This window comes from Polaromonas sp. P1_F8 (assembly GCF_056405635.1).
In genome coordinates, this window is sequence record NZ_JBFUBS010000003.1 from 319,852 (window position 1) to 346,288 (window position 26,437).

33 protein-coding genes are annotated in these 26,437 nt (G+C 62.3%); 13 read left to right on the forward strand and 20 right to left on the reverse strand.

What is annotated here, in order from left to right; translation table 11 throughout:
- Window positions 1-194: 194 nt before the first annotated feature.
- The 6 genes from AC1D1J_RS13315 to ppk2 all read left to right on the forward strand — a co-directional run bounded on the left by AC1D1J_RS13315 (window position 195) and on the right by ppk2 (window position 4,422).
- Entirely contained in the window at window positions 195-476 is a 282-nt protein-coding gene (locus AC1D1J_RS13315; protein WP_348047097.1) for a DUF427 domain-containing protein, read from the forward strand.
- Between the two features lie 157 nt (window positions 477-633).
- Complete coding sequence (locus tag AC1D1J_RS13320) at window positions 634-1,350, forward strand: class II aldolase/adducin family protein (RefSeq protein ID WP_477694901.1); 717 nt, start codon at window positions 634-636, stop codon at window positions 1,348-1,350.
- Window positions 1,351-1,378: 28 nt separating this feature from the next.
- Window positions 1,379-2,353: a Bug family tripartite tricarboxylate transporter substrate binding protein gene (locus AC1D1J_RS13325; RefSeq protein ID WP_477694902.1), complete on the forward strand. Its 975-nt coding sequence runs from the start codon at window positions 1,379-1,381 to the stop codon at window positions 2,351-2,353.
- Window positions 2,354-2,540: 187 nt separating this feature from the next.
- Window positions 2,541-2,978 carry a universal stress protein gene (locus AC1D1J_RS13330; RefSeq protein WP_477694903.1) on the forward strand — a complete coding sequence of 146 codons (438 nt, stop codon included), beginning with the start codon at window positions 2,541-2,543 and terminating at the stop codon, window positions 2,976-2,978.
- 42 nt (window positions 2,979-3,020) lie between these two features.
- A complete protein-coding gene (locus AC1D1J_RS13335) occupies window positions 3,021-3,260 on the forward strand; it encodes an HP1242/YdcH family protein (protein ID WP_457279214.1) in 240 nt (79 codons plus the stop codon).
- Between the two features lie 256 nt (window positions 3,261-3,516).
- Window positions 3,517-4,422 carry a polyphosphate kinase 2 gene (gene ppk2 / locus AC1D1J_RS13340; protein ID WP_477695082.1) on the forward strand — a complete coding sequence of 302 codons (906 nt, stop codon included), beginning with the start codon at window positions 3,517-3,519 and terminating at the stop codon, window positions 4,420-4,422.
- Between the two features lie 234 nt (window positions 4,423-4,656).
- Here ppk2 and AC1D1J_RS13345 read toward each other — a convergent pair whose 3' ends face one another.
- Both AC1D1J_RS13345 and AC1D1J_RS13350 read right to left on the reverse strand, forming a co-directional pair.
- Window positions 4,657-5,421: an SDR family NAD(P)-dependent oxidoreductase gene (locus tag AC1D1J_RS13345; protein ID WP_477694904.1), complete on the reverse strand. Its 765-nt coding sequence runs from the start codon at window positions 5,419-5,421 to the stop codon at window positions 4,657-4,659.
- 40 nt (window positions 5,422-5,461) lie between these two features.
- Window positions 5,462-6,169, reverse strand: coding sequence for a pseudouridine synthase (locus AC1D1J_RS13350; RefSeq protein WP_477694905.1), 708 nt, complete (start codon window positions 6,167-6,169; stop codon window positions 5,462-5,464).
- Window positions 6,170-6,210: 41 nt separating this feature from the next.
- Here AC1D1J_RS13350 and atpE point away from each other — a divergent pair, with 41 nt between their 5' ends.
- Window positions 6,211-6,447, forward strand: a complete 237-nt coding sequence (gene atpE / locus AC1D1J_RS13355) for a F0F1 ATP synthase subunit C (protein WP_007868318.1) — start codon at window positions 6,211-6,213, stop codon at window positions 6,445-6,447.
- Here the strand turns inward: atpE and AC1D1J_RS13360 are convergent.
- The 3 genes from AC1D1J_RS13360 to AC1D1J_RS13370 all read right to left on the reverse strand — a co-directional run bounded on the left by AC1D1J_RS13360 (window position 6,444) and on the right by AC1D1J_RS13370 (window position 8,299).
- A complete protein-coding gene (locus tag AC1D1J_RS13360; protein ID WP_477694906.1) occupies window positions 6,444-6,776 on the reverse strand; it encodes a VF530 family protein in 333 nt (110 codons plus the stop codon). The two genes, atpE and AC1D1J_RS13360, sit on opposite strands and share 4 nt — an antisense overlap.
- Window positions 6,777-6,783: 7 nt before the next feature.
- Window positions 6,784-6,927: a hypothetical protein gene (locus tag AC1D1J_RS13365; RefSeq protein WP_164483755.1), complete on the reverse strand. Its 144-nt coding sequence runs from the start codon at window positions 6,925-6,927 to the stop codon at window positions 6,784-6,786.
- Window positions 6,928-6,988: 61 nt separating this feature from the next.
- Window positions 6,989-8,299, reverse strand: coding sequence for an NAD(P)/FAD-dependent oxidoreductase (locus tag AC1D1J_RS13370; RefSeq protein WP_477687863.1), 1,311 nt, complete (start codon window positions 8,297-8,299; stop codon window positions 6,989-6,991).
- 333 nt (window positions 8,300-8,632) lie between these two features.
- Between AC1D1J_RS13370 and AC1D1J_RS13375 the strand changes: the two genes are divergently transcribed.
- On the forward strand, window positions 8,633-9,877 hold the full coding sequence (locus AC1D1J_RS13375) for an MFS transporter (RefSeq protein ID WP_477687862.1): 1,245 nt from the start codon (window positions 8,633-8,635) through the stop codon (window positions 9,875-9,877).
- Here the strand turns inward: AC1D1J_RS13375 and AC1D1J_RS13380 are convergent.
- The 10 genes from AC1D1J_RS13380 to AC1D1J_RS13425 form a co-directional block, all read right to left on the reverse strand.
- Window positions 9,867-10,184, reverse strand: coding sequence for a hypothetical protein (locus AC1D1J_RS13380; RefSeq protein ID WP_477687861.1), 318 nt, complete (start codon window positions 10,182-10,184; stop codon window positions 9,867-9,869). The two genes, AC1D1J_RS13375 and AC1D1J_RS13380, sit on opposite strands and share 11 nt — an antisense overlap.
- 48 nt (window positions 10,185-10,232) lie before the next feature.
- Complete coding sequence (locus AC1D1J_RS13385; protein WP_477694907.1) at window positions 10,233-10,670, reverse strand: DUF6678 family protein; 438 nt, start codon at window positions 10,668-10,670, stop codon at window positions 10,233-10,235.
- 351 nt (window positions 10,671-11,021) lie between these two features.
- Window positions 11,022-11,573 carry a DUF4166 domain-containing protein gene (locus AC1D1J_RS13390; RefSeq protein ID WP_477687859.1) on the reverse strand — a complete coding sequence of 184 codons (552 nt, stop codon included), beginning with the start codon at window positions 11,571-11,573 and terminating at the stop codon, window positions 11,022-11,024.
- 193 nt (window positions 11,574-11,766) lie between these two features.
- On the reverse strand, window positions 11,767-13,053 hold the full coding sequence (locus tag AC1D1J_RS13395) for a c-type cytochrome (RefSeq protein WP_477694908.1): 1,287 nt from the start codon (window positions 13,051-13,053) through the stop codon (window positions 11,767-11,769).
- Window positions 13,050-13,877, reverse strand: a complete 828-nt coding sequence (locus tag AC1D1J_RS13400; protein ID WP_477694909.1) for a c-type cytochrome — start codon at window positions 13,875-13,877, stop codon at window positions 13,050-13,052. Before AC1D1J_RS13400 ends, AC1D1J_RS13395 begins: the two co-directional genes overlap by 4 nt.
- Window positions 13,878-13,993: 116 nt before the next feature.
- Window positions 13,994-14,413, reverse strand: coding sequence for a hypothetical protein (locus AC1D1J_RS13405; RefSeq protein ID WP_457279204.1), 420 nt, complete (start codon window positions 14,411-14,413; stop codon window positions 13,994-13,996).
- Window positions 14,414-14,558: 145 nt separating this feature from the next.
- Window positions 14,559-15,644 carry a hypothetical protein gene (locus tag AC1D1J_RS13410; RefSeq protein ID WP_457279203.1) on the reverse strand — a complete coding sequence of 362 codons (1,086 nt, stop codon included), beginning with the start codon at window positions 15,642-15,644 and terminating at the stop codon, window positions 14,559-14,561.
- A gap of 255 nt (window positions 15,645-15,899) precedes the next feature.
- Complete coding sequence (locus tag AC1D1J_RS13415; protein WP_477694910.1) at window positions 15,900-16,658, reverse strand: alpha/beta fold hydrolase; 759 nt, start codon at window positions 16,656-16,658, stop codon at window positions 15,900-15,902.
- 1 nt (window position 16,659) lies between these two features.
- Window positions 16,660-17,757, reverse strand: coding sequence for a M14 family zinc carboxypeptidase (locus AC1D1J_RS13420; RefSeq protein ID WP_477694911.1), 1,098 nt, complete (start codon window positions 17,755-17,757; stop codon window positions 16,660-16,662).
- Between the two features lie 34 nt (window positions 17,758-17,791).
- Entirely contained in the window at window positions 17,792-18,724 is a 933-nt protein-coding gene (locus AC1D1J_RS13425; protein WP_477666325.1) for a LysR family transcriptional regulator, read from the reverse strand.
- A 73-nt stretch (window positions 18,725-18,797) separates the two neighbouring features.
- On the opposite strand from AC1D1J_RS13425, the gene AC1D1J_RS13430 reads away from it, so the two are divergent.
- Window positions 18,798-19,469 (forward strand): N-acetyltransferase family protein, encoded by a 672-nt coding sequence (locus AC1D1J_RS13430; RefSeq protein ID WP_477694912.1) that lies wholly within the window; start codon window positions 18,798-18,800, stop codon window positions 19,467-19,469.
- On the opposite strand, the gene AC1D1J_RS13435 is transcribed toward AC1D1J_RS13430, so the two are convergent.
- On the reverse strand, window positions 19,409-19,720 hold the full coding sequence (locus AC1D1J_RS13435; protein ID WP_457279199.1) for a 2Fe-2S iron-sulfur cluster-binding protein: 312 nt from the start codon (window positions 19,718-19,720) through the stop codon (window positions 19,409-19,411). The genes AC1D1J_RS13430 and AC1D1J_RS13435 overlap by 61 nt on opposite strands.
- A 31-nt stretch (window positions 19,721-19,751) precedes the next feature.
- A complete protein-coding gene (locus AC1D1J_RS13440; protein WP_477687852.1) occupies window positions 19,752-20,348 on the reverse strand; it encodes an LURP-one-related family protein in 597 nt (198 codons plus the stop codon).
- 183 nt (window positions 20,349-20,531) lie between these two features.
- On the opposite strand from AC1D1J_RS13440, the gene AC1D1J_RS13445 reads away from it, so the two are divergent.
- Entirely contained in the window at window positions 20,532-21,053 is a 522-nt protein-coding gene (locus tag AC1D1J_RS13445; protein ID WP_477671480.1) for an N-acetyltransferase family protein, read from the forward strand.
- 697 nt (window positions 21,054-21,750) lie between these two features.
- On the opposite strand, the gene AC1D1J_RS13450 is transcribed toward AC1D1J_RS13445, so the two are convergent.
- Complete coding sequence (locus AC1D1J_RS13450; RefSeq protein ID WP_457279196.1) at window positions 21,751-21,930, reverse strand: hypothetical protein; 180 nt, start codon at window positions 21,928-21,930, stop codon at window positions 21,751-21,753.
- A gap of 339 nt (window positions 21,931-22,269) precedes the next feature.
- Between AC1D1J_RS13450 and AC1D1J_RS13455 the strand changes: the two genes are divergently transcribed.
- Window positions 22,270-22,617, forward strand: coding sequence for an ElaB/YgaM/YqjD family protein (locus tag AC1D1J_RS13455; protein ID WP_457279195.1), 348 nt, complete (start codon window positions 22,270-22,272; stop codon window positions 22,615-22,617).
- Between the two features lie 206 nt (window positions 22,618-22,823).
- Window positions 22,824-23,765, forward strand: coding sequence for a DUF808 domain-containing protein (locus AC1D1J_RS13460; RefSeq protein ID WP_477694913.1), 942 nt, complete (start codon window positions 22,824-22,826; stop codon window positions 23,763-23,765).
- 36 nt (window positions 23,766-23,801) lie between these two features.
- On the opposite strand, the gene AC1D1J_RS13465 is transcribed toward AC1D1J_RS13460, so the two are convergent.
- Together AC1D1J_RS13465 and AC1D1J_RS13470 are read right to left on the reverse strand one after the other, a co-directional pair.
- Window positions 23,802-24,005, reverse strand: a complete 204-nt coding sequence (locus AC1D1J_RS13465) for a hypothetical protein (protein ID WP_477671484.1) — start codon at window positions 24,003-24,005, stop codon at window positions 23,802-23,804.
- 191 nt (window positions 24,006-24,196) lie between these two features.
- A complete protein-coding gene (locus AC1D1J_RS13470; protein WP_457279192.1) occupies window positions 24,197-25,123 on the reverse strand; it encodes a LysR family transcriptional regulator in 927 nt (308 codons plus the stop codon).
- 436 nt (window positions 25,124-25,559) lie between these two features.
- Between AC1D1J_RS13470 and AC1D1J_RS13475 the strand changes: the two genes are divergently transcribed.
- A complete protein-coding gene (locus tag AC1D1J_RS13475; protein ID WP_477694914.1) occupies window positions 25,560-26,423 on the forward strand; it encodes an alpha/beta hydrolase in 864 nt (287 codons plus the stop codon).
- Window positions 26,424-26,437: the final 14 nt, after the last annotated feature.

The window sequence follows — 26,437 nt, forward strand, 5'->3', positions numbered from 1 at the left end:
CAATAAAAAGCGCCGGTGTTTGTCACCGGCGCTTTTTTTTTGCCGTCATTCTTGTCGGGCGGCTTCATAAATCCCTGGGTCGGCCAAGACCTGTGCGGAGGGTTAGCATGGAGCCCTGCATCTTCCGAATTCCCGATCAATCGATCGATTTCCACATCCCGCCTCAACATCAGCTTGAGCAGAAAGAAAGACCCATGAAAGCCATCTGGAACGGCGCAGTGATTGCGCAAAGCGACGACACCGTGGTGGTGGAAGGCAACCACTATTTCCCCGAAAGCGCGCTCAACCGCGACTACGTGACCTTCAGCAACCACCACACCATGTGCTCATGGAAAGGGCAGGCCAGTTACTACTCGTTGCTGGTCAACGGTGAAATGAATACCGATGCCGCGTGGTATTACCCCGATCCCAAGCCCGAAGCCGACAACATCAAGGGCCATATTGCGTTCTGGAAAGGCGTGAAGATCGAGCCCTGACGCACCAGCCTGAGGTGGCGGCTGCCGGGAGGCCCGATGAACGCCTGAAGAGGGCGGGTTTACCCTGAATCTTCAGCGTTTGCCTGGAAAATTTGCCATGTAATATGCATGCTTATTAAAAATGACCCTTCCGGGCCGTTGCCAATAAGGAGACTTCATGACGCCTTCCGCGGCCGATCCAGCGCTGATCGAAAAACTCGTGATGGCCAACCGCATCCTGTACGACCAGGGTGTGGTGGACGGCTTCGGCCATGTGAGCGTGCGCCACGACAAGTCACCTGAACATTTCCTGCTGTCCTGCAACCGCGCCCCCGGCCTGGTCAAAAAAGCTGACATCCTGACCTACGACCTCAATGGGGACCTGGTGGGTGAGTCCACGCTGCGTTCTTACCTGGAGCGCTTTATCCACGGCGAAATCTATCGCGCGCGGCCTGACGTGACGGCGGTGGTGCACAGCCATTCCCCCAGTGTGATTCCTTTCGGCGTGACCGGCCAGCGTCTGCGCCCCATCTTCCACATGAGCGGTTTTTTGGGCAGCGGTTCGTCGCTGTATGAAATCCGCGAGTCCAACGGCAACACTGACCTGCTGATCCGCGACATGGGGCTGGGCAAAGACCTCGCCAGGGCGCTGGGCCAGCACACCTGCGTGCTGATGCGTGGCCACGGCTCGACCGTGGTGGCGCCTTCGCTGGAGCGCGCGGTTTACCGGGCGGTCTATGCCGAAGAAAATGCCAAGCTGCAGCTCACGGCATCTGCCTTGGGCCCCATCGAGTTCCTGACGCCCGAAGAAGCGGACCTGGCCATGGCAACCAACGAGGGGCAGGTCATGCGGCCATGGGAACTGTGGAGCCGCCGCATCGGCGCCGTTGAATAGGCAACCCGACAAACGAAAGAGGCGAACCATGAAATTTCCCAAGCTCCTGGCCCTGGCCACCTTGATGTCACTGACATGCATGACAGCAACGCAGGCGCTGGCGCAAGCCTACCCGTCCCGTCCTGTGCGCATCATTGTTCCTTATGGCACCGGCGGCGGCTCCGACATCCTGGCGCGCCAGATCGGCGCACGTCTGCAGACCCTGTGGGGGCAGGGCATTGCGGTAGACAACCGTGCGGGCGCTTCCGGCAATATCGGCACGGAAGCCGTGGTCAAGGCGCCGGCAGACGGCTACACGCTGCTGCTGCAAAACAGCACCATGGTGGTCAACCCGGCCGTGAACGGCAAGCTCAACTACGACCCCGAAAAAGACCTGACACCCATCATGCTGCTGGGCCTCACGCCGATCGCGCTGGTGTCTCATCAAAGCACCAACATCAAGACGATTCAGGAACTGGTCACCTATTCCAAAGCCAATCCGGCAGCGTTGAGCTACGGCTCCTGTGGCGTCGGCACACCGCAGCATTTCGTGATGGAACTGGTCAAGCAAAAGTCTGGTGTCAGTGCTACCAATGTCGGCTACAAGGGCTGTGCCCCTGCGCTGACCGACGTGGTGGGCGGCCAGGTGCAACTGGCCATCCTCAGCGCCAACCTTGCTGCGCCGCACATCAAGACCGGCAAGCTCAACGGCATTGGCGTGTCGACCGCTACGCGCTATGACCTGATGCCCCAGGTGCCGACCTTTGAAGAGCAGGGCCTGAAGCCGCTGGACTTTTCCATCTGGTATGCGCTGATGGGCCCGGCCAAAATGCCGCCCGAGGTGGTTGCCAAAATTTACGCGGACGTTCAAAAGGTGCTGGCTGAAGCCGCCGTGAGGGAAAACCTTTCAGGAGCAGGCGTGGAGCCTCTGAGCGGCGACGGCGCCGCGCTTGCCAGGCTGATCAAGGTGGACCTGGCGCGTTATGCGCAACTGGCCAAATCGGCCAATATCAAACCTGAATGAGTGCCGCGGGGCTGTGACGCCCGCGCAGCGCAGGCGCTGCGGTTTCGGCGCCTTGTCTGACGGCGGCCTGTCACCCAATACCCTATAACTGATGCATGGCGGGCCCGTAGCGGCCCTGCGCTGGCCGGCATTGACCCGCGAAGGGCGCCGGCCGCAGAATCCATTCCTGGCTCAAGGAGATTCCATCATGTACAAGCACATTCTGGTTCCTGTAGACGGCTCTTCCACCTCGCGCAAGGCGATCGGCAATGCATTGGCAGTCGCCCAGGCATTCAAGAGCGAGGTGACCGTCGTCTACGTCATAGACCCCTATGCTTTCACCGGGGTGGGCGCCGACTTTGCCTATGGGCAGGCCGAATACCTGAGCGCTGCCACGGCCGAAGCCAATGAGGCCATCACCGCAGCCAAGCAGGTTTTCAAGGAGGCGGGTATCACCGCCACCGGATCGGTGGTGGAAGGCCATGCCATCTATCGCGGCATTCTCGACACCGCCGAGGCGATCAATGCCGACCTGATCGTGATGGGCTCGCATGGCCGCCGCGGGCTTGAAAAACTGGTACTGGGTAGCGTCACCGCCCAGGTGCTTTCCCATGCACACCTGCCTGTGCTGGTGGTGCGCGACTGAGCCGCCGTTTCCTGATGACGTGACACCGATAAAGGAGCTTTTATGGACCTTCTGAACCACGACATTGCACATGAATTTCCGGAATACCTGCAGAAGATGCGCAGCCTCAAGGTGTCTGACCCACATTTTGCCGAGCTCTTTGCGCGCTACGACGAGGACAACCACGCGATTGCAAAGTATGAGCAGGGCGTGGGTGTCATCACGGACGAGGCGCTGGAAGACCTGAAAAAGCGGCGGCTCAAGGTCAAGGACGAGATTTATCAGATCCTCAAGAAAAGCTGATCACGTCATGGGAATTCCTGATTTTTAAGGAAAACTGCCTTGAAACCCAATAGGGACGTGCGCAAGCAGCTATCAAAATGGAAGCGAAAACAAGGTTGATATCGTTCCTGCCCTGCAGGGCTGCTTGAAAAGCCGGTGATATGGCCAACGGTTTTCGGCCGTTTCATCAAACTGCCATGTGCCGCGGGTACGCTGGGGTGTTGACCGATTTCCGGTTGTGCAGGAGAGAGCCTTGAGTTCAAGCGACGAAGAATTGATGCGGCGGATCCGCAATGACCTGATCGACAGCTACGATGAAGAGCTGGAGATGGAGATTGAAGACCGCACCGTGGCCGAGCTTGTCGGGGAAGAGCAACCTGCCCGCAACCCCAGGGACGCGGCACAGGAAAAAGAAGACCGCCGCCAGTACTTCCGTGAGCTGTTCCGCCTGCAGGCCGAACTCGTGAAGCTGCAGGACTGGGTGGTCAGCACCGGCCACAAGGTGGTGATTTTGTTTGAAGGACGCGATGCCGCCGGCAAGGGCGGCGTGATCAAACGCATCACCCAGCGGCTTAATCCGCGCGTCTGCCGTGTGGCGGCATTGCCGGCCCCGAACGACCGCGAGCGTACGCAGTGGTACTTCCAGCGTTATGTGTCCCATTTGCCGGCAGCCGGAGAGATCGTGCTGTTTGACCGCAGCTGGTACAACCGCGCCGGCGTGGAACGCGTCATGGGCTTTTGCACTGACGACCAGTGCGAGGAATTTTTCCGTACTGTGCCGGAGTTTGAAAAGATGCTGGTGCGTTCAGGCATACAGCTCATCAAGTACTGGTTCTCCATCTCCGATGAAGAACAGCACCTGCGCTTTCTCGGTCGCATCCACGACCCGCTCAAGCAATGGAAGCTCAGCCCCATGGACCTGGAGTCACGCCGCCGCTGGGAGGAGTACACCAAGGCCAAGGAGATCATGCTGGACCGCACCCACATCCCCGAGGCCCCGTGGTGGGTGGTGCAGGCGGACGACAAGAAAAAAGCCCGCCTGAACTGCATCCACCACCTGCTGCAGCAGATGCCCTACCAGGAAACCCCGCACCCGCCCATCGTGCTGCCCGAACGGGTGCGCCATGAGGACTATGTGCGTACTCCGGTCCCACAAAACATCGTCGTACCGGAAATATATTGAACACCCCCGTCCAGACTCACTGCGTGTAGTCTGTTCCCCCCTTGCAGGGGGCGAAGCCAGCGGCCCGGCAAAGCCGGCTCCGCGGCGCCCACTGGCGAAATACCCCCACTGGTTAGGCCAGTGACTCTTTATGCAAGCATGAGCCGTGGAACCGGCTTTGCCGGGCCACAGGCGGGCGGCCCCCTCGGGGGGCAGGGAGCTACACGAAGTGAGCGACCGTGGGGGCCTAGTTAATTAGTCCCTCACGTCAGCTACTGGATTGGTGCCGAAGTCCGGCCGGGCAAGAAACGCCAGAATGCGCGCAGCTGCATCTTCGGGGGATGTCAGCACGCCGCCTGTTTTCAATCCCACAAACGACTCACGGTCCGGAAAGGCTTTGGGGTCGGCTGCGCGCAGCTGCTCCTGCATGTCGGTGTCGATCACGCCCGGCGCGAGTGAGCAGACTTTGGCGCCGTGGGGCTTCAGGGTTTCCTCCAGTGCCAGGCAGCGGGTGAAATGGTCCATGCCGGCTTTGGCGGCGCAGTAGGCCGCTTGCGAAGCCATGGCGCGGCGCCCCAGGCCTGACGAAATATTGAGCACCTTGCGCGGCGCCTGCCAGCTGCCGGTAGCGCGCAGGAAAGCGGCGGTGATTTGCATCGGCGCTTCCAGCCCCACACGCAGCGCCCTTGCAAGGTCGGCTTCACCAATCTGGTCCAGCGAGCCGATCTGCGGGATCACGCCCGCGTTGTTGATCAGCGTGACGCTGGTCCAGGGTTTCCTGGCATGTGAATCCTTGAGCCAGCTTTCCAGCCTCTCATTCAGTGAGCCGCTGTCCGCCAGGTCATGCGCCCATTGCAGCACCGTAGCGCCGACATGCTGCGCATGTTCTTCCAGCTCGGGCACGGCAGTGCGCGAAATGCCAAGCACCGTGTGGCCGGCGGTGAGCAGCTGGCGTGCCATGGAAAAGCCCATGCCGCGCGAGGCGCCTGTGATCAGGGTGAGGTGGTTGTTTTGTGCCATGGTTGCATGGTAGCGCCGGTGCCATGGAACTGCTTGCGGTCTAAAAGCCGGGCTTGCTTTCAAATGCCATCGCCTGCCCGCTGGCCGGATGCGTGAGCTGCAGCGCTGCAGCATGCAGCAGTAAGCGCGGCGCAGCCGCCTGTACGGCTTCGGGTGCATACAGCGCATCGCCCAAAATCGGATGACCCAGCGCTTTCAGGTGCACGCGCAATTGATGTGACCGGCCGGTGACAGGTTCGAGTTCTACGCGCGTGGTGTTAGCCGCCGTGTCATGCGCCAGCACGCGCCAGCGGGTCTGGCTGGGTTTGCCGCGTTCACCGTCGATGATGCGCAGCGGCCGGCGTGGCCAGTCCACGATGATGGGCAGGTCGATCAGGCCCCAGCTGTCTGGGGCATTCGGCTCACTCGGTGCGGGCAAGCGGCCGCTAACCACCGCCACGTAACGCTTGCCAACCTCACGCGTTTCAAACGATCGGCTCAGCGCCCGCTGCATGGCCGCGCCGCGCGCCATCAGCATCAGGCCGGAGGTGGCCTGGTCCAGCCGGTGCACGATCAGGGCGTCTGGAAAGGCGGTCTGCACGCGGGCGCTCAGGCAGTCCTGCTTGTCTTCGCCGCGTCCCGGCACTGAGAGCAGTCCTGAAGGCTTGTCCAGCACCATCAGGAATTCGTCGGCGTGTAGCAGCCTCACGCCGGGAATGTCGATGACATTACCTGCGGGGTAATTGTTCTGCGGCGGCTCGGCCTTCATGATTCAGTCAACGAAAAGTTTTTAACCAAGGAGAAGAAATCATGACTGACGCAGGTGCCATTGCCATTGCATGTGGATTGATCATCGGCCTGGGCGCCATTGGCGCCTGCCTGGGCATAGGGGCGATGGGCGGGCGATTTTTGGAAGGCGCCGTGCGCCAGCCCGAAATGATGGAGCCGCTGCAGGTCAAGATGTTTTTGCTGGCCGGGCTGATCGATGCCAACTTCCTGATCGGTGTGGGCATCGCCATGATGCTCTTGTTCGCCAATCCCCTCTAGGGTTGGGGCTTGGCTTTAGGCGGCGGGAAGTTGTGAACCGGCGGGCTGCTGCGCTTGACTTCCCGCAGCATGAATAGGTAAAGGCTTTCAACCTTCTCGCGCGCCCAGGGCGTCTTGCGCAAAAATTTCAGGCTGGACGCCACGCTGGGATCGCTGGTGAAGCAGCGGATGTTGATGCGCTGGCCCAGCTCTTCCCAGCCGTAGTGGTCAGACAGCGTAGTGACGATCGTTTCCAGTTTGACGCCGTGCAGCGGATTGCCCGGCTGTGCGGTAGCAGCAGCCGGGACTTCTTCCCGCAAATTTTCAGGCGAATCGCCAGAGCCGGCCATCAAGGCTTTATTTGTTCTTCAGCTTGCCGCGCAGTGGTACCTGCGTCACGATGGTCGGGCGCACCGCGTCGGGAGACACCGTCTTGGGTGGCGAGGTGTCTTTCTTCGGCTTCTTGACCATCTTGTTGTTGTTTTGCTGTCCTTTTGCCATGGTTTTCTCCGTTGGGTTGAGTGAGGTTGATAAAAGAATCGCGAGAGGGATGCCGTGATTATCAGTGCAACTTGATGCGCGGGCGATAGGTCCGGTCCAGCATTTCCGACAGCGTGATCAGTGCGGTTTTCTTGAAGCCGCCCAGCGCCAGCTGGTGCTGCTTGTGCAGGCCCCAGTACATGAACTTGGCCAGCTGTCCTTCAATAAAGAAGCTGCCCTTGGTGAGGCTGCCCATCAGGCTGCCGACGGAAGAGTATTCCGACAGCGACACCAGCGAACCCTGGTCCTTGAAGACGAAGGGCGCCACCGGCTTGCCGGCGATCAGGTCGGAGAGCGAGCGCGTCAGGTACATGGCCTGCTGGTAGGCGGCCTGGGCTCGCGGCGGCACCCAGGTGCCGTCGGGTTGCTGGCATGCCGCGCAGTCGCCAAAGGCATAGATGTTTGTGTCGCCCGTGCTTTGCAGGTTTCCGTTCACCACCAGCTGGTTGAGCCTGTTGGTTTCCAGCGGGTTGCCATCGCCCAGGGTCCGCAGGAAGTCGGAGGCCTTCACGCCGGCGGCCCACACCGTGATGCTGGACGAGATGACCTTGCCGCTGGCCATCTTCAGGCTGTCGGCGGTGACTTCCACCACTTTTTCATTGGTGTGTACTTCGATGGCCAGCTTGCGCAGTTCGCGCATGGCCGATTCGCTCAGGCGCTCGGGCAACTGGGCCAGCAGGCGCGGTGCGGCTTCGACGAGCACGATCTGCAGGTCTTTTTCGGGGTGGATGTGGTCAAAGCCATAGTTGGCCAGCACCCGCGCTGCGGCATGGAGCTCGGCAGCCAGTTCCACGCCGGTGGCGCCGCCGCCCACGATTGCGACTGTGAGGCGCCCGCTGCCGGCCATGCGCGGTACGGTCTGTGCGCGAATGCAGGCGTTGATCAGGCGGTCGTTAAAGCGCTTGGCAGCTTGCGGGCTGTCCAGCTTGATGGTGTGTTCGGCCGCGCCGGGTGTGCCGAAGTCGTTGGTCTGGCTGCCCACGGCAATCACCAGCGTGTCGTAAGCCAGTTGCTGGGCCGGCGTGATCTCGCGGCCGGCTTCGTCATGGCTGGCGGCCAGCTGCAGGGTTTTGTTCTGGCGGTCCACGCCGGTCAGGCTGCCCAGGCGGAACTTGAAGTGGTTCCAGCGGGCCTGCGCGAGGTATTCAATTTCCTCGGCGTGGGTGTCAAAGCTGCCGGCGGCCAGCTGGTGCAGCAGCGGTTTCCAGACGTGGGTGCGGGCGGCATCGACCAGGGTGACCTCGGCCAGGCCCTTTTTGCCCAGGCGTTTGCCCAGTTGCGTGGCCAGCGCCAGCCCTCCGGCGCCTCCGCCCACTATGACGATGCGGTGCATAACTTCTTCCTCCTGGTGCCAGGGTGGCCCTGTTATGTCGCCATGTTAACTGCCTGTTTCGCCTAAAACGCCCCCCCACTTAAAGCCAATGGCCTAATTTTCAGGCCAGCAGGCGGGCTTATCGGGTTTGTCTCCCGGTTCGGGCAAAAATGATCCCGCTCCGGGGAGAGCCCTCATGCCTGTGGATGAGTTAATGCACTAATTCTGGGTTTTGCTATACAGGACGTGCGCAAGCAGCTATTAAATCAATAGCATTGCAACCGCCGAAGCGTGCCCTCAAGAGTAGCCCCTTGCCGTACTTTGCGGGCACTGCGCTGTTAAGCTTCGGGCCGCATGCCGACACACTCATTCAAGGAACTCACCCGCCAGCGCGCCTACATGCGCATGTGGTTCGCCCGGATTTTTGCCACCACAGGCAACCAGATGCTGATGGTCGCCGTGGGCTGGCAGATGTACGAACTGACCGGCAGCGCATGGGACCTTGGCCTGGTGGGTCTGTACCAGTTTGTGCCGGCCTTGTTGCTGACGCTGGTGGCCGGGCACGTCGCCGACCGGACTCACCGCGGGCGCATCATCGCGGCCTGCCTGGTGACGCAGGCCACGGTGGCGGTGATCCTGATGGCGGCCACACAGGGCTGGCAAGTTGGGGGAATACACCACAGCTGGGTTTCGCGCGAGCTGTTGCTGGCGGTGTCGGTCATGCTGGGCGTGGCCCGCGCCTTCCAGATGCCTGCGCAGCAATCGCTCACCCCGGTGCTGGTGCCGCCCGCCATGCTGCCGCGCGCCATGGCCTTCAGCTCGGCCGGCATGCAGGCGGCGGTCATCGGCGGGCCGGCGCTGGGTGGCGTGATTTTTGTGGCCGGCGCCACGGCGGTGTATGCCACCTGCGCTTGCCTCTTTGCCACCGGCTGCGTGCTGATCGCGGTGCTGCGCTATGACCACGCGCCGCCGCCACGTGAGCCGGTGACGCTGCGTACATTGCTGGCCGGTGTGGAGTTTGTATGGCAGCGCAAGGCCCTGCTGGGCGCTGCGTCGCTGGATCTTTTTGCCGTGCTGCTGGGCGGCGCCACGGCCTTGCTGCCCATGTTCGCCAAAGACATCCTGCACGTCGGGCCCTGGGGCCTGGGCCTGCTGCGCGGCGCCCCTGCGGTCGGCGCTTTGCTGACGTCCGCGGTGCTGACCCGCTGGCCGCTGGAGCGACGCGTCGGGCCGACCATGCTGTCGGCAGTCGCCCTTTATGGCGTGTGCATGGTGGTGTTTGGCCTGTCGACCAGTTTTGTGCTGTCGCTGCTGGTGCTGGCCGTCTCGGGCGGCGCCGACATGGTCAGCGTGGTGGTGCGCCAGACGCTGGTGCAGATCGAAACCCCCAACGAAATGCGCGGCCGCGTCAGCGCTGTCAACTCGGTATTCATCGGTGCGTCCAACCAGCTTGGTGAGTTTGAATCAGGCGCCACTGCTGCGCTGCTGGGGCCGGTGGGCTCGGTGGTGGCGGGTGGGGTGGGTACGCTGCTGGTGGCTGCGGCGTGGTTCAGGCTGTTTCCGTCGCTGTCTCGGCGGGACAAGATGGTCAATCACTAGCTTTCACGCTGGCTCGAACCGCCCGCCCGCTCTTTCGACTGGCCAGCACTTCACCCAATGGGTCGTCCGCAGATTTGCGCCAGTGGCGTGGCTTGGTAGAGCGCACCTGGTTCTCAAGCGCGTCGAGTTGTTCTGGGTCAACAGTCCGCACTACTTGCGCCAGTTTGTGGTCTTGCGCGTGTCGCTCAGACCGGATGCCTCTCGCCTTGGAAAGCGGTATTCCTTTGCGCGAAGCCTTGCTATTTTCGCCGTAGGTATTTCGACGGTCTTTCAGGTAGCTGAGACGTTTTTTCTGTTGAGGAGTCATATTGAGGCCAACGTAATGCGGGTGTGGTGTGGATCCATGGCGTAAGAACTAAGCAGATGTGCCAAGCGGAAAATCTTCATATGATTTTGGGTAATAGCCCCAGATTCTGGCCACACCGTCTCTGTATTCAAAGTCGAAGCCGATCTCTTTCAACCTTCCGAGAAACACAGGCGAATAGTCAATGATCTTTGGCGCAAGAAGGCGGCCCGTGCGGAGTTCGCCATGCAAGCCGATGTCAAACCACTCCACGCCCACAAACGGGTAGGGCAGGTGATAAAACCATTCGACATCCCAGCCCGAAATGTGGCCGTTGACCCACTTCGAGCGATACGAAGGTCTCCATTCAAGGCCGCGCACGTATGTGATCAGCTCGTTCCATTGAGTGTCGTTCGCCAGCGAGCCTGAGAACTTCTGGCGCGCCTGCTGCGCAATTTTCTCCTTGTCTTCGTTCTCAGGGACGGCATTGACAAGTGGTAGTGAATGCATGATCAAGGCCTGATTTAAAAATGAACGGACGCATTGGCTGTGATGCTGCACGATGCCTGCTGTTGTTGTGACGCATGAACAATTTATTGGGAATGCGCAAGGTCGGTTTCCAGAATGTAGAGGCTGTTGGGTGTGGGGTTGTGGCATGTCAGGCCCACTTCACTCACCGGGATATCGAATGTGACCAGCACGCGGCCGTTTGCGTTGACCGGACCTGCGATGGTTCCCCGGGTCCCTATCAGGAGCCAATAGTTCTCGGCAGGGTGACAATCTTCAGGCGCGCACCGGGCACCGTTGAAGGATATGAGTACGACTTTCGATCCGGCTGGATGCATCTAGCCACCTACGCTTTCACATGAGAGGCTCAGACGACAGGTTCCCGCTATAGGAGAGCACTGTACCGAGCAATGGGAGGCCGACTTCCACGTTGAACTGATACTGACCGTTGTCGATGCGCTTCGATGCGGCCGTGCGAGGCAGGAGCCAAAGGGGGAAGGGAACGCCCGCTAGCCGGCCTCCGATGGGCCGCCAGACCCAGCCGCCATTGACAATGGAAACACCCAGGTTGAGGCGAAGCAGGCCCGATGACTCGACCCAGTAACCCGATGGATAACGACCTGTCGGCGTGAAGGTTGAGGCAAACGTGGAGGCTTCATTGAAGGTACGGTTCCAATGAAGCTCGGTGTCAGTGCTGAAGATGGCAACACTCATCGATGCAGTCCCGTCGCAAGGCGGAACGCCAAGCTTTCTTGCAAGCCGACGACCCACCCAACCTGCCAGGCCAGTACCCAGCCGAACGTCGACTGTGCCAGCGAGTGTGCCTCCAGACCGATGGAGTTCCTGGAGCAACGGGTGCAGTTGTGCGAAGGCCTCACCAAACCAGGTTTCAACGACTGCCGACATGTGCTCTTTCGGTTGCGGTGCAGTTCCGCCATGAACCAGATCAACAGAAGCGGGGCTGCACACTGCAGGTGATTTTAGGTGCGCAGCTGGCGGGTCGCCGCTCTCAAGATGGAAGGCGCTGGCGACTTAATCTCTGTTGTATTCAGATTACGACCATTGCGCCCCGCCTCGCAGACGAAACGCACTGATCCGTCTACCGCCCCGAATTCGCCCGTATCCGATTCACCTCCACCGGCGTGATTTCACTTGCCCGGTTGCCCCATGACTGGCGGACATGCGTCAGCACCAGCGCCATGTCGGCGTCGTTCAGCACCAGCACGAAGGGCGGCATGCCAAAGGGGCGCGGGTTGCCGGCGGTGGCCGGGGCGTAGCCGCCATTCAGCACGATCTGCACCAGGTTCACGGCCTGGCTCATGGTGACGGCGCGGTTGCCTGCCAGCGCCGGGTAGGCATTGGCAATGCCTTCGCCCTTGGTGCCGTGGCACTGGGCGCAGTGCTGTTCATAGAGTTTGGCGGCGCGTTCCACCGACTCGCCCTGCGTTTTGATGGGGGTCGGCTCCGGGTGCGTGGTGTGTGAGGGCGGCAGCTCTTTGAGGAACTGCGCCATCGCGCCGAGGTCGGCGTCGCTCAAATATTGCGTGCTGCGCTGGACGACTTCAGCCATGGGGCCGGTGACCGAGGCGCGTGGTGAGACGCCGTTCTTCAGAAGGCTCACGATGTGCTGCCTGTCCCAGTCGCCCACGCCCGCTTCATACGGCGAGGTCAGCGAGGGTGCATACCAGTTCTGCATGGGGATCAGCCCGCCAGCCAGGTCCAGCCCGGTGTCGCTGGCGCCCAGCGCATTGCGCGCGGTGTGGCAGGCCGCACAGTGCCCCAGGCCCTTGACCAGGTAGGCCCCGCGGTTCCAGTCGGCACTGCGTGCGGCGTCCGGTTGGTACACGCCGGGGCTGAAGTAAAGGGCGCGCCACACCGCAAGCGCGGCCTGCGACTGGTAGGGAAAGCGCAGCGCATGGGGCTGGTTGGGCTGCACCGCAGCGGGCAAGCTGCGCAAGTAGGCAAACAGCGCATCCGAGTCTTCACGCGTGACCTGCGTGTAGCTGGTGTAGGGGAAGGCCGGGTAGAGCAGGCGGCCGTTTTTGGAGCGGCCGTTGTGCATGGCGCGCCAGAAATGGGCGGATGACCAGGTGCCGATTCCGGTTTTGTCATCGGGCGTGAGGTTGGAGGTGAACACTGTGCCAAACGGCGTGGCGATGCCGCGTCCGCCCGCATAGGCCTGGCCGCCTTGCACGGTGTGGCAGGTCTGGCAGTTGCCAGCGCGCGCCAGGTAGGCACCCCGGGCAATCAGGCTGTCGCTGGGGGCCGCGGTAGCCACAGGCGCCTTCACGTCGACTTCGTCGCGCACATTCAGCGCCCATACCAGTAAAACCGCGGCGGCTGCCAGGGTGGAAAGGCCCACCGCCCATTTGAGGAGGGTCTTCATTTTTGCGTTTTCCTGATGGACAAAGCCGGCACAGCGGGCATGTCTGCCGCACTGCCGCAGGTGATGGCCACAGCGCCGGGTGTGAGCGCTGGCAGCGTGGTGGCCGGTTTGGTGCTCGCCGGCAGGGGCTGCGCCGCCACCCAGCTGGCGACGGCATTGATGTCTTCCGGGGTGAGTTTTTCCACCACATTTTTCATGCAGTCCGGCGCATGCGCGCGGCGCTGCCCGGCCTTCCAGGCGCCCAGCTGTGCATTGAGGTAGTCACGTGGCAGCCCCAGCAGGCCCGGAATGGCAGGCGCCACGCCGGTCATGGCCTGGCCGTGGCACTGCACGCAGGCCGGCAGCTGGCGCGCGGCGTCGCCCTGCATGACCAGCTGCTGTCCATGGCGCATGGCCTCGGGCGATGCGGCAGCGGGCAGGGGTGCGGGATAGGGGACTTCGAGTTGGGAGAAGTATTGCGCAATCTCCATCAGGTAGGTGTCGCTGAGCGGTTCGATCAGCTGCGTCATGAGGCCGTAGTGGCGGCGCCCGTCGCGAAAGTTCAGCAGCTGGTTGTACAGGTAGCCCGCCGGTTTTCCCGCCAGGCGTGGGTAATAGCCGTCGGGTGCTGCCCGGCCCTGGGGCCCGTGGCAGGCCGTGCAGGCCATGGTGCGCTGCGCGATGGTGTCTTCAAACGGCGGCGGGGCTGCCTGGGCGGCACCCGCCATGGCAAATGCAAGGCCGGCCCACAACAGCCGCGCGGCCAGCACACGCTTGCAAAAGCGTGGGAAAGATCTTGGGTTCATGGGGCCATCATGCCGCACATGGGTGGCCGGTGTCAGCATCAGGTGTCCTCCAGAAAAACGTATCGGATGAAAAACGGGTGAAATGACGGGGCGCTGGCCCCACAGTAGAGTCCCAGTCGTAAATCGCACGGCTGGCGGGAGCCGGGTTTGCGCCTCTACTTGCGAGGATCCTGCAACGCGCGGACGCAGGCCAGAAAATGGTCCCAGCTGGTCTGCACTTCCTTCACGCGCACGCCTTTGTCCAGCACCGCACCGCAGGCTGCTTCCGCGCGCCGGACCACCTTGGTCAATGCGCTGCCCGGCAAGGGCGGAATCTGTGCACGCAGCGCGTCGGCTTTCGCCCGCATCTGCATGATGGCGTCCCGGGCCAGGGTCTTGTTACCGGCACAGGCAATCATGCCGATCATTTCCGCCATTTCAGTCAGGGCGGGGTCCAGTTGCCAGATGGCGGCGGTGGTGCCCAGCGCCAATGCCCAGATGCGCCGGTTGCGGCGGGTGGTGGCACCTGCAAGTGGCTCGGCCGCCGCAGTGTCGTGTAGCGCTGTGCTGGCAGCAGGTGGGTTGGGCTTGTTCATGGTGTCGGCGGGAGACAGCCGATTTTGCACCAGGGCCGTCACGAAGGCATCCGGTGGCGTCTAAAAGCCCCAGTCTTGTCAAACCTCAGTTGCTGGTTACCTTGGCGCTACAAGAAGTACAGGACCCGGAGGACGTGGTGCCGCCCTAGTGCCTGTCAATCGGTGTCAGCGCGGCCGTCCGGGTTCCGGTCGCCACGCGCTGGGTATTGACGTTGTCGGTGGTCACAATTTTGGTGAAAGGCCGCATATTTGCATGCATTGCAGGTGCGACACCAAGGGACGCTATCGGGGGCATCGGCAAGTTTGCTTTCAGCCTGGTCGCCACCGCCACTTCACGCAGGGGTTGCTTGATGGGTTCAAGTGCTTCATGCAAGGGCCCGAGCTTGGCTGTCTGCCGTTCCATGGCATCGACAAAGTGGTGCAGGTTGTTGGGGTTTTCGGGTTTTTCCTTGATCTTCGTGACGAAACCATCGTCGGCGCCCTGCCGGCTGGGCAATGTGGAGTTGCTGTCGCCCTGGAACCCGCTGACGCGTACACGCGGATCGGCGTGCTGGGCATCCAGCGTGGCAGAAACCTGCCCGGCAAAGGTCTGGGCCAAATTGCGCGGGCCGATGGCCACGTGGTCGCGCGACACCGTACCGGCGCTGCCACAGGATGTCAGCCGGACGTCCAGGCCCGGGCTGTTCACGGAATTGGCAATATTGTGCACCGCAGTCCCAATGTCCTGCGCCGTGTGCGTCATCTTGTAGCCGCGCTTGATGTTGACCTTTGTTGCCTGCTCGAACAGGCCCGGCGGGTGGTGTTCGTCTTCATCCACCGGCGTTGCCACGGTGGTGATGGAGTTGGGATTGCGCGGGCTGCCGTGGCCCTTGACGAACAGAACATCGGCGGGGCCGTTTTCCCGGTTGTTGTACGGCGCCATGCCGGGCTGCACGACCCTGACGTTGCGGATCGCTGAGCTCAAACCGCGGTATTCGCGCTGCAGTTGCTGCTTTTGCGGAATCGTCAGGTTGCCGGCGAGCAGCTTGTCCATCACGCTGGCATGGCGTTCCTCGTAGTGCGCACGCACCGCGCGCTGGGCTTCGATGTTGTCGACAAAAACCGTGCCTGGTTTGAACTCGTTGTTGGCACCGGTGTGTCCCATTTCCATCACCGCTGCCTTGCGGTGGCCGGTGTCGAAGGCCGCCAGGCCGGGAAGATAAACGTGCCGTTTGATCCTTTGGTCTGCCATGGTGTGGGCTGCGCTCCTTTTGCCGCAAAGCTTCGCAAACCCTGTGCCAGGTGAGCAGCGCGTGCAAGTGCATGAATCCAAAAGGTATTTGGCGCAGAAAACAGGAGCTGCGGGACCAATTTGTCCCTTGCGTTCGAAGAGGAATATCACCCCAACCCAGTCGCTGCGTTACCTGACGGGGTGGGATGTTTTTGTCCCGTGCCGGGTCTTATTTGTCCCGCCCCGCTGGCACGCAGCCCGCAGGGCTGGAACCATTCATGCGCAGGCGTTGTCCCATAGCGCCACGTGCTGGCACACCCAGCGCGGGTCGTCGTGCGGCAGGTCATGCCCTGCCCAGGGGTGCTCCCGGTGCGATGTTTGCCAGGCACGGGCAAGCTGCGCGGAACAGGCCGGGCTGACAAGGGCATCGCCGGCTGAAGACAGGACCAGCACCGGGCAACGCGGCGCAAGAGGTGCGCAGGTGAACCGGGTGGCTGCCCATAATTGCCGCGCTGCGTTGGCTGCGCTCACAGGTGCGCTTTGGCGGATGAAGCGCCACTGCGTGAGATCCTGCTGCCTTTGCTCCTGGCGCTTGCAGGTGAGTTCATGGACTTTTTGTTCCACGGCATCAATGTTCCGCCAGTGCGAAGCCATCGCCAGCAGTGTCAGCCAACTGCGGGGCCGCAGGCGCTGCGCAAAATGTGCGTGGGGCCGCATGCTGGTGTTGACAAGCACCAGCCGCGAAATTTCGTCCGGGTAGCGTTGTGCCCAACTGGCCGCCGCCATGCCGCCCAGGGACATCGCCAGCACTGCGTAGGGCGGCCGTACGCCCTGCGCCGCCAGTTGCCGGCGCACCGCCTCGACCATTTTCTCCACAGAAAGTGGGGAGCGCTGCCCGGACCATTTACCGTTGCCGGGCAAATCCAGCGTGATGACCTGGCCGGGGCTGCGGCCTGTGGCTTCCTGCAACTGCAGCGGGAAATCTCCCCAGTGCCGCGCTTCGCGGGTCAGGCCCCTGAGCAACACCCAGGTCATGTCACAACACCCTGCGCGGGCGCCAGTGCGCCGCGGCAAGCCGTGCGAGTTGCACGCGCTGTTCGCCCGAAGGCAGCCAGCGCGGCGCGGAGAATGCGGCGCGTGTCAGGAAATCCAGCAGGTCCGCGTGGCGGCGCAGCACGCGCCGCGTGCGATGAGCCTTGATGGGGTTGAAAATGCCGTGGCGCGAAAACAGCTGGCGCGGGTTCTTGCGTATCCATAACCACGAGCCCAGCTCCAGCGTCATCGGCAAAAAGATGTTCTCCGCCGGCGCGCGGTCGTAGGCGTGGTCCCAAAGGTCGCCGTGCAGCAGGTACTGGTTGCTTTGCGGCTCGAAGCTGTAGGCGTGGTGCGGGTGCGACTGCTCGAGCATGGTCCGCAGTGCAAACATCTCCGGCAGGTGCGGCATCAGCCGGCGCGTCCTGGCGTACGGAAACCACAGGCTGTCCTCAAAGCCGTAGCCCGAATGGCAGTCCAGTGCCAGGCTGAAGGGCCGGCTGGCCAGTTGTTCCCGCACCACTTGCAGTACGGCCGCGCTTTCCACTTCCATCGGCATGCCGGGCCTTCCGCAGTACCAGGGAAGCCGGGGGCTCACGGTTTGCCCGCCGGCCAGGAAGGGCACACGGGCGTCGGCCTTGTGGGGGGCATTGCGCATCAGGTCCACGCCCTGGGGGTTGGCGCGCTTGTGCGCCCACATGCCGCCGGGGTTCACGATGGGCATGAACACCAGCCGGATCTTTTCGAGTTGCCGGTGCAGCAACTCGTCCCACTCCAGGCGAAACAGCAACGCCCGCATGTAATGCAAAACCAGCTGCGTGCCGATGCGTTCCAGTCCATGGATGCCGCCGAAGAAACCGACCGCGGGCGCCGCAGGGTCGCGGGAGCCGATGCCCGCCACATACAGCGGAAAAGACGGGCCGGCAGTATGCGCTTCGGCCACAACGGCCACGTCAAAGTGCGCGCTGCCTGCCAGCAAAATTGTCTTGAGCTCTTCCATCTCCGAAAAGCTGGCCGCCGCATCCCGCGCCGGCGTGAGGCTGTAGGGACTGTGAAGGCTGCGCGGGCTGTCGGCTGCGCTATTCAGTGGCGGAGGGAGCATCCGCCCATCCTTGCACAGTTGTTTGACAGGCGTGCTACAGCTTGTTGTTTTGCGGGGAAGGCCGGGAGCCCGGCTGGCGCGGCTCGGCGCCCGCCCGCTGTGAAATGGCGGCAATCACCTGGTGCAGGGCCTTGTTCACCGGTTTGTCGTTGCGCATGATCAAGGCCAGCGTCCTTTGCAGCCGTGGGTACAACGGGTGGACCACGAGTTCGGCATGCTGTCCCGGGCCGGTGACCGCCATTGCGGGCAGGATGCTGCAGCCCAGGCCGGCCGCCACCATTTCCTTGATGGCTTCGACGCTGCCCAGTTCCATGATGGGTTTGGGAGCGTGGCCCGCATCCTGAAACCACTGGTCGATGATCACGCGGGTGTTGGCCGCCGGCTCGAACAGCACCAGCTCGCGCTTTGCCAGGACGGCCGGCGTGATCCTGGCGGGCATGGCGGCATCACGCTTGGGTGCGATGGCCACAAACTCATCGTTGAACAACGGTGTCACCGCCAGCGCGCGCCGTTTGACGGGCAGCGTGACCAGCGCCAGGTCCAGCATGTTGCCTTCCACCGCCTTGACGAAGTCGGCCGTGTTGCCCGTGCTGACCACCACGCTCAGATTGGGAAACCGCAGCCTCAATGAGCGCAGGATTTGCGGCAGGAAATAAAGGCAGGCCGTGGCGCCAATGCCCAGCGTGATGCGGCCGGCCACATTCGAGGAGTGGGAAGCCATGGCGGCCATGACGCCGTCTACGGCGGTGTTGACATGCTGGATTTCTTCCATCAGGTCAAGCCCTGCGGGTGTGGGCGTTGCGCGGCGCGCCACGCGTTCGATCAGGCGCACGCCCAGCTTCTGCTCCAGCTGCCTGATTTGCAGGCTGACGGCGGGCTGTGAAAGGCCCAGCCTTTCGGCCGCACCGGAAAAGCTCCCGGTTTCAACGATGAGGGCGTAGGTGCGCAGGTGGTCCAGGTTGAGCATGCAAAGAAATTCTAATCAACCTGATAAGTTTTGACATATTTACTTATGCATGCCGTTGCGCAACCATAGCGGCATGCACCTCACACCCATACCCCAGGCCACCCGCCCCGATCCTTCCTCTGAAACTCGGGGTTCCCTGGTGATCGGTCCCTGTGCCGAAAGCCATATGGAGGCAATCCAGGCGATATACGCGCACTACGTGGCCACCAACCTGGCGACGTTTGAGCTGGAGCCGCCCAGCGTCGCTCAGATGCTCTCGCGCCGCGCTGACATCCTGCAGGGCGGCTACCCCTACCTGGTGGCGCATCGCAACGCAGAGGTGGTGGGGTATGCCTATGGCAGTGCCTACCGTTCGCGGCCGGCCTATCGCCATACGGTGGAAGACTCGATTTACGTCGCGCCCGGCATGCGCCAGTCCGGCATTGGCAGCGCCCTGCTGCGTGAGCTGATCCGCCAGTGCGAGCAGCGCGGTTTCCGGCAAATGGTGGGCGTGGTCGGCAACAGCGCCAACACGGGCTCGCTCAGGGTGCACGAGGCTTTGGGCTTTGCCCGTATCGGCACGCTGGGCAGTGTCGGCTACAAGTTCGGCCAGTGGGTGGACACGGTGCTGATGCAGCGTGCGCTGGGCGACGGCGCCGCGTCGCCCGGGGCTTTGCCCGTGGGTCTACGGCAGATCCCGCCAGTTCAATCCCCTGGCCCGATCACCACATCCGACAGTGGGTACGCGACACAGGGCAGGATGTAGCCCGTCTGCTTTTCCTCGGCGCTCAGGCCCGGCCATTCGATGCGGTAAGCCACCTGCCCGTTGGCCAGCCGGCGGATGCAGGTGCGGCAGGTGCCGTTTCTGCACGAACTGTCCATCGCCACGCCGGCCTGGAGCGCCGATTGCAGGATCGGCAGGGACGGCGAGGCGCTGAAATGCACCCCTTCCGGGTTCAGCTGGACGCTGAACAGAACCGCATTCGCCGGATCGCCAGGGTGGGCCGGGTCGTCCATCGCTGCCTCGGGTTGCGGGAAGCTGCCAGCGCTAGCCGCGCAGGCGCTCCAGCAGCAGCACGGTCATCAGGGACAGCAACAACTGCTGCTCTTCGCGTTCATTGAGAGGGGCCATCCGTTCGGCGGTGAACCGGCCCTCAAACAGGGCGGGCTGCTTGGTGAGCTCGGCCACCAGTGTGCCATCGGGTCTCGTCACCTGGTAGGCGGGATGGAACAGGTAGCCCGAAAACATGCCGATCACCGGAATCTGGCTGAAGAGGCCGTCAAGAAAACGCGTCATCACGCTTTTCTCGTTGATGCTGAAGTGGGTGACACCGTTGTCCTGCACGTCAAAACCGGCTCTCCACATGGAGCGCATGCCGCGACGCTTGATGCCGCCCAGCGCCGCGCCCTGGGTATCGGTGAAGTGGTACAGCGCCGAAAAATCGATAATCCGGTCCGCCTTGATCTGGTAGAGCTGCCGGTCCTGTTTTTCATCGGTGAAAACCGTGATGGCTTCCTTGAGCTTGAAGAGTTTTTGTTTGACATACGCCACCGGCTGGCTGTGCGCGTCCTTGACCAGAAACTGCGGCGCAAAGGCGATGAGTTTGAAGGACATTTGCAGGGGAAACTGAATACCTTGGGCCATGATTTGCAAGCGCTTGTAAGTGTTAGGGTGCGACGAATGTACCCGACGCCAAAGTCACTAGCCGGGCATTCATCCTGCCGCCGGACCGCCGTGAAGCGAATGTATTGCCGGGTGGGAGGCGATTTGGGCGACAATTCTGCTCCCCCGATCATTTCCCGCACCGATTCACAAGCGATTTTTTTCATGTCCAGCTATTCCGTCCGTCCCGCTACGCCCCGCGATGCCAAAACCATTGCCGAAATTCATGTCGCCACCTGGCAGGCCGCTTATAAAGACCTCATGCCCGAGGACTACCTCGGCAAGATCACGGTAGAAAAACGCCTGCCTTACTGGCGCGAAGCCATCGAATTCAGCGAGCCGCAACTGCTGGTGGCCACGGACGGAGATGAGATCGTGGGCTTCGTCGGCTTTGACCGTTCCCGCGATGCCGGCACCAAATCAACAGTGGGTGAGATCTGGGCGCTGTATGTGCTGCCAGAACATTGGGGCAAGGGCGCAGGCCTGGCCCTGTGGGACGGTGCGCGCGAGGGCCTGAAAGAAGAGGGTTGCACGCAGGTCACATTGTGGGTGCTGTTGCGCAATGAGCGTGCGCTGCGCTTTTATGAACACGCTGCGGGGTTCAAGCGCGAGATGCCATCGCTCAAGACTGTGGCTTTTGGCAGTGCCAAGCTGGAAGAGATCCGGCTCAAGCGGGTGGTTGATTGAGCGTCTGACATTCGTCTGAGCTAGGCCGGCTCTTGCTCCGGCGGTGCGCTCTTCGCTGAGGGTGGCTGGCCGGGGGTAGCCCGGCAGCTACTCACTTTTCTTTTGCTTCGCCAAAAGAAAAGTAAGCAAAAGAAAAGGCGACCCTGCTGTCTGCGTCCCTCCGCTTCGCTACGGGCAACCTGCGGTGCTCGGTTCAGGCGGGGTCTCGCTCGAACTCGCTACGTTGCACTTCGCTCAGACAATCGCGATCCCTGATCCGCCTGGCCCTGCGCTCCTCGGCGCAGACAGAAGGGGCTGACGGGAGCGGGGACCGAAGACAAATACCAACTCCAATACCGACAAGGACACGCCATGGCGTGTCCTTGTTTCTTCAGGTGTTCGAGTTCTGGTATTCGGTTATTGGCTGTTTGGTATTCCTGTCTTCACCCCCTTGTGGATGCGCCGAGGAGCGCAGGGCCAGGCGGATCAGGGCAAAAACTTGTTTGAGCGAAGCGAGTTGTTTTTGACCCCGGCTGGACCGAGCACCGCAGGTTGCCCGTAGCGCAGCGAAGGGACGCGGGAACCAGGGTCGCCTTTTCTTTGCTTACTTTCTTTTGGCGAAGCAAAAGAAAGTGAGTTGCATGCCGGGCAACCCCCGGCCAGCCACCCTCAGCAAAAAGCGCAACGACAGAACAAACCAGGCCTTAAGAGCGCCATCTCACGACGGCACATTCACCACCCGCTCATCATCATCAGGAATCAGCGGCATCCCTTCGTCGGGCTCCACCGGCAACTCCAGTGCGTCGTCTTCATCCAGACCTTCCTCGGGTGGGCCGTTACGCGGCTGGCCGTTGTCGGTTGCGCCGGTTCTGAGGGCGGGTCGTCCAATTCTGGGCATTGTGCTTCTCCTTGGAGTTTCAAAAACGTTGGAAGGGCGTTTATCAACGGTGCCTGGCCTGGATGCCTTTGGCTTGTGAGTTCAGGACGATGATGCGGGCAACCGCGACAGGGGCTGCCAAGCCAAGCGGCCTTTTTCCTGTCAGTGTGGGCCGACAACCGCGCGGCACGCACAACACTCTCTTGTCCTACATGCAGCGTATCCCGCTGCGCACAGTCAGCATGCCTGCCGCCGCTTAATGTCGGCAGACACCTCTGGATGACCAACCATATAACCGTCATCGCCGGGACACAGATGGATCGCAGAGGTATTTTGCGGAATTTTTTTGAAAGAAGCATCATGGACAAAACCACAGCCTCCACCGGTACGGCTTCCGGTACTGACAATCCCCTGCAGCGCGGCGTCGAGTCTGCCGGAGCAGCGCTCCACAGCGGCATTGACAAGGTGGCTGAGCCGGCCCGCAGTGCGGTAGACCGCGCGTCTTCCGCCGCGCACGAAGGCGTCGACAAGCTGGCCAGCGGTGCCAGCACTGTGGCTGACCGCTTTGCCGACCAGACCCGCCGGGTGACTGAAGCGCCAGGCCGGGCCATTGATGCCTCGAAGTCGTGGGTCCAGGAAAGGCCCCTGGAGGCTGTCGGTGCCGCCCTGGCCCTGGGCTTTATCCTGGGACGGCTCACGGCACGCTGAATGCCTGGCGCATAAACGCCCGTCCAGAGCCGCCCGTGAGGCGGCTTTTTGTTGCGCTGGATTTGGGTACAGTAAGCCTTCCCCTTCGGTGCTACCACAACGCATAACGGCAGCATCGGACTCCTGCCGGCCCGGCCTCATCACGGCCGGGCTTTGCAAGCTTTGCTCACCCCCTTCGGCCTTGCGCCGGCACACGGAACCTACATATGGCCAGCAGCCTTCTCGCCTTGATCGACGACATCGCCACCATCCTTGATGACGTAGCGCTGCTTTCCAAGGTGGCCGCCAAGAAAACCGCCGGCGTGCTGGGTGATGACCTGGCGCTCAACGCCCAGCAGGTCTCAGGTGTCAAGGCAGACCGGGAGTTGCCGGTAGTCTGGGCTGTGGCCAAAGGTTCCTTCGTCAACAAGGCCATCCTGGTGCCGGCTGCGCTGGCCATCAGCGCGTTCATACCGTGGGCCGTCACGCCGCTGCTGATGGTAGGCGGTGCATTTCTTTGTTACGAGGGGTTTGAAAAACTTGCGCATAAATTCATGCACAGCGCAGACGAACAGGCGGCCGAGCATGAGGCGCTGACTGCCGCACTGACCAACCCCGACGTAGACGTGCTGGCACTGGAAAAAGACAAGATCAAGGGCGCGGTCCGCACCGACTTCATCCTGTCCGCTGAAATCATCGCGATCACGCTGGGCACCGTGCAGGCCAGTCCCTTCGTGACGCAGGTGGCTGTTCTGGGCGGTATCGCCCTTCTGATGACGGTGGGGGTTTATGGCCTGGTGGCAGGCATCGTGAAGCTGGACGATGGCGGGCTTTACCTCAGCCGGCGTGAAGGCGGCGGCGCCCTGGGCCGCTTGCAGCGCGGTGCAGGCCGCGCCATCCTGCTGACCGCTCCCTGGCTCATGAAAGGCCTTTCTGTGGCGGGCACCATCGCGATGTTCCTGGTGGGTGGCGGCATTCTGACGCACGGCTTTGCGCCGCTGCATCACGCGATCGAAGTGCTCGCACAAAAAGCGTCGGCCATTGGCGGAGCAGGTGCCTTGCTGGCCGCGCTCACGCCGCTGTTGATGGACGCACTCACAGGCTTGATCGCCGGTGCGCTGGTGCTGTTCGTTGCCATGCTGGTCAAGCGCGTCCTGGCGCGCCGCTGACACAGAAGAGAAGAGAATGCATGGAGAATCCGGCAGTCAGTCGCCGGACTTTCCTGGCTTGGCCGGCTTTTCCGGTTCCTCGTGGCGGCCTTCAGTCTTGCCGGCGGGCTGGTCGTCCGGCACCGGAAATGGCCAGCGGCCTTTTTCACGGGGCGGTGCGGGCATGGCTGCTTCCCGCGCGCGCTGCTCCAGTGCCTTTCGGCTCTCGGTATCGGGCGCGGCAACTTTGGGTCTTGGCATGGGTGGTCTTTCGCAGGGAAGAAAGGCAGTGTATGAAAGCTGGCGCGCAAAACGCCGGACAGCCACTGACCTTACTCCCCTGGGGTGTCCTGCGGTGTAGTCTGCGGATGACGCCAGTTGTAGGAAGCTGGGGACGCCGGGAAATGCCAACGCATTCGTCGGCGTAGCGGCTGACGCGTCGTCTGCCGCGTTTACTGCGGCAAGCTGCTCTTGCGCTGTATCAGGTCGTGTTTGGCGAACAGGTCAGCGATCCAGTCGACAAACACACGCACCTTGTTGCTCAGGTGGCGATTGGGTGGGTACACCACATGGATGGGTTTGGCCTCGGAGCACCAGCCGTTGAACAGGGGTTCCAGCGCACCGCTGCTGATGTGGTGCTGAACCAGAAAGGTGAGCGTCTGCAGGATGCCCAGGCCGGCCAGCGCCGCCGCCACACCCGCGTTCGAGTCATTCACCGAGAGCTGGTGGTGCCCGCCGATCTCCACCACCTCTCCGTCCTTTTGCAGGTTGACGGTGTAAAGCTTGCCGTCGCGCGGCGAAAAATAGCGGATCAGCTTGTGCGCCTGCAGCTCGCGCGGGTGTTGGGGTACACCGTGGCGCTTGAGGTAGGCGGGCGAAGCGCAGGACATCAAATAGAACTCGCCGATGCGGCGCGCCACCAGCGACTGGTCGGTGATCTGCCCACCGCGGATCACGCAGTCGACATTTTCTGCAAGGATGTCGATCGGCCGGTCGCTTACGCCAAGCTCCAGCTGGATGTCGGGGTAGCGCGCATAAAAGTCGGGTAGCGCCGGAATCACCACCGCAAGGCCCAATGAAGAGGGAATGTCCACCTTGAGCCGGCCACGCGGGCTGGCCTTGGCGCGCGACATGCTCGACTCAAGCTCTTCCATTTCCCCCAGAAGGCGGCCCGCGCGCTCGTAGTAAGCCGCACCGTCGGCCGTCACCGTGACTTTGCGCGTGGTGCGGTTGAGCAGCTTGGTGTCCAGTGACTGCTCCAGTGTCTGGATCAGGCGCGTCACCGTGGGCTTGGGCATGCCCATGGAATCTGCCGCTTTGGTAAACGTGCCGGCCTCCACAACCCGTACAAAGGCCTGCATTGCGGAAAATTTATCCATGAAAGAGTCCTGTTCTGGTGAGGGCCGTCAGCGCGTGCCTTGCCTGGCGGGCGCCGCAAGAGGGATACGGGGCGGTAATTAAAAATGGCTGCCGGGGAAGAGATGCATCTGCCAACAGGGGCTCATCGGCAAAACGGCGAGGGGCGATTGTGACCAGCCCAGCCGGTTCAGGTGCGGGGCGCGAAATAGCCCTGAGAACTTTCCGGGATTGCCAACTCCCAATTGACCTTGCCCCACAGGGAAGGATGAAACTCCGCGCTCGGATGTTCATGGGAGCTTTCATGGGGGGCCGTGATTTTCAGAGGAGAAGCCTGCTTGCTACCCCTCATTGTTGCACTGGTGAAATAAAGTATAAACAAAACGGCTATTTATTAAGCGACCTGCCGCGCGTATCTTCTGCTGCATTGCAACAAAGAGGAGCCGCGTGCGGCTCGCCATGATGAATAGCCCACAGCCCGTCTCTGCAGGCGCCGACAAAAACACCCCTCCCTGGGTGGAAAAACAGATCCAGCTGGCGCTGAAAAAGCCGCTGGACGTGCGCTTTTACGGCCGCCGCAGCGGCACGGGCGTTTCACCCCTGGTGGTGCATTTCCACGCCGGTGCGTTTGTGGGCGGGTCGCTGGAAGGCGGTTCCTGCGTAGCCGGGCTGCTGGCCCAAGCCGGCGCAGTGGTGATGTCGCTGGACTATCCGCTGGCGCCAGAGCACCCTTTCCCCAATGCAGTCGAAATAGGTTATGCCGCGCTGGTTTGGGCCGCCAAGGCCCGCCACAAGCTGGTCGGTGTCGGTGCGCCGGTTTTTGTGGCCGGCGAAGAGGCCGGTGGCAATATCGCTGCAGCCGTGGCGCTGATGGCGCGTGACCAGCATGAGCCGGCTCTGGCGGGGCAGATCCTGATGTCGCCCATGCTGGACCCGTGCCTTGCGACCGCTTCGCTGCGCGACGCCGAAGCCGGGCCCGTGGGCTGCACCTGGGCCGACGGCTGGCACAAATACCTGCCCCGGGCCGAAGACGCAAGCCATCCTTACGCCGCACCCGGCGCCGCATTCCGCCTGGCCGGCCTGGCACCGACGCTGCTCATCACGGCGCAGGACGACCCGCTGCGCGACGAAACGCTGGCCTACGCCGCACGGCTGCGCGCCGCAGGCCTGGTTGCGCACGAGACCGTGTTGCCGGTGCCGACAGGCTGGCCCTGCAGCTATCTGCAGCCTTGCGACCACAAGGCTGCGTGGGGCCCTGTCCTGCATGAGCAGTACACCCGTTTTTTCGCTGATGCGCTGGCCGCGCATGCGACCCATTCCTGAGTTTCACAGTTCCT